The 2,043-nt window shown below is 41.7% G+C and carries 2 protein-coding genes; both read left to right on the forward strand.

Translation table 11 applies throughout. The features are described from left to right. Positions 1 to 214: 214 nt before the first annotated feature. Positions 215 to 1,714 carry an endo-1,4-beta-glucanase EglS gene (gene eglS / locus RAC86_RS38125; protein WP_377886900.1) on the forward strand — a complete coding sequence of 500 codons (1,500 nt, stop codon included), beginning with the start codon at positions 215 to 217 and terminating at the stop codon, positions 1,712 to 1,714. Between the two features lie 66 nt (positions 1,715 to 1,780). After that, a partial coding sequence (locus RAC86_RS38130) for a YnfE family protein (protein WP_003231535.1) occupies positions 1,781 to 2,043 on the forward strand: 263 nt, incomplete at its 3' end.

Genomic DNA, 2,043 nt, shown 5'->3' on the forward strand with positions numbered 1-2,043 from the left:
ATGACGTGTAAAGTCCCAATTCAGTCCAGTTTTCTTTGTTCTATATGTGTCATGTGTGTCTTATTCATTGGAGGTAGAGCAAATTGACAGGCTTTTAAACCTCCCAAAAACAAGAAATTAGGTTGATAGACAATCATGAGAAAGATTTTTACAATGAGTTCGTGCTCATAAGAAGTGTAGAGCCAAAATGATGCGAAGGAGGAAAAGATCAGATATGAAACGGTCAATCTCTATTTTTATTACGTGTTTATTGATTACGTTATTGACAATGGGCGGCATGATAGCTTCGCCGGCATCAGCAGCAGGGACAAAAACGCCAGTAGCCAAGAATGGCCAGCTTAGCATAAAAGGTACACAGCTCGTTAACCGAGACGGTAAAGCGGTACAGCTGAAGGGGATCAGTTCACACGGATTGCAATGGTATGGAGAATATGTCAATAAAGACAGCTTAAAATGGCTGAGAGATGATTGGGGTATCACCGTTTTCCGTGCAGCGATGTATACGGCAGATGGCGGTTATATTGACAACCCGTCCGTGAAAAATAAAGTAAAAGAAGCGGTTGAAGCGGCAAAAGAGCTTGGGATATATGTCATCATTGACTGGCATATCTTAAATGACGGTAATCCAAACCAAAATAAAGAGAAGGCAAAAGAATTCTTCAAGGAAATGTCAAGCCTTTACGGAAACACGCCAAACGTCATTTATGAAATTGCAAACGAACCAAACGGTGATGTGAACTGGAAGCGTGATATTAAACCATATGCGGAAGAAGTGATTTCAGTTATCCGCAAAAATGATCCAGACAACATCATCATTGTCGGAACCGGTACATGGAGCCAGGATGTGAATGATGCTGCCGATGACCAGCTAAAAGATGCAAACGTTATGTACGCACTTCATTTTTATGCCGGCACACACGGCCAATTTTTACGGGATAAAGCAAACTATGCACTCAGCAAAGGAGCGCCTATTTTTGTGACAGAATGGGGAACAAGCGACGCGTCTGGCAATGGCGGTGTATTCCTAGATCAATCGAGGGAATGGCTGAAATATCTCGACAGCAAGACCATCAGCTGGGTGAACTGGAATCTTTCTGATAAGCAGGAATCATCCTCAGCTTTAAAGCCGGGGGCATCTAAAACAGGCGGCTGGCGGTTGTCAGATTTATCTGCTTCAGGAACATTCGTTAGAGAAAACATTCTCGGCACCAAAGATTCGACGAAGGACATTCCTGAAACGCCAGCAAAAGATAAACCCACACGGGAAAACGGTATTTCTGTACAATACAGAGCAGGGGATGGGAGTATGAACAGCAACCAAATCCGTCCGCAGCTTCAAATAAAAAATAACGGCAATACCACGGTTGATTTAAAAGATGTCACTGCCCGTTACTGGTATAAAGCGAAAAACAAAGGCCAAAACGTTGACTGTGACTACGCGCAGATTGGATGCGGCAATGTGACACACAAGTTTGTGACGTTGCATAAACCAAAGCAAGGTGCAGATACCTATCTGGAACTTGGATTTAAAAACGGAACGTTGGCACCGGGAGCAAGCACAGGGAATATTCAGCTCCGTCTTCACAATGATGACTGGAGCAATTATGCACAAAGCGGCGATTATTCCTTTTTCAAATCAAATACGTTTAAAACAACGAAAAAAATCACATTATATGATCAAGGAAAACTGATTTGGGGAACAGAACCAAATTAGTTAAGCTTTTTTTGGCGGACATCAGTAACGATGTCCGTTTTTATCATCTAATAGGAGGTTTGCGTTGTGGATGAAATACTGAAACAGTATATGGTGCTGTACAAAAAAATGAGTAATATGATAAATGGTCCGGACTATCCAGGTAAGGAAAAAGACATCCAGCATCAAAAAGATCAGATCGAAGTTTACGAAAAACAGCTGCAGCAAGGTTTTTCTACAGATTATGACTATGATGTGTTTGCTGATTCTGTTATCAAATGCGCATATGGCGATATGACGCTGGAGGATTTAGAAGCAGTTTATTATGGATTGACAACACCATTTTTTTG

It is taken from the genome of Bacillus sp. LR_5, assembly GCF_042709275.1.

Bases quoted from the DNA above. Each gene is read 5' to 3' on its own strand.
- eglS (WP_377886900.1), top strand. From the start codon at position 215: ATGAAACGGTCAATCTCTATTTTTATTACGTGTTTATTGATTACGTTA.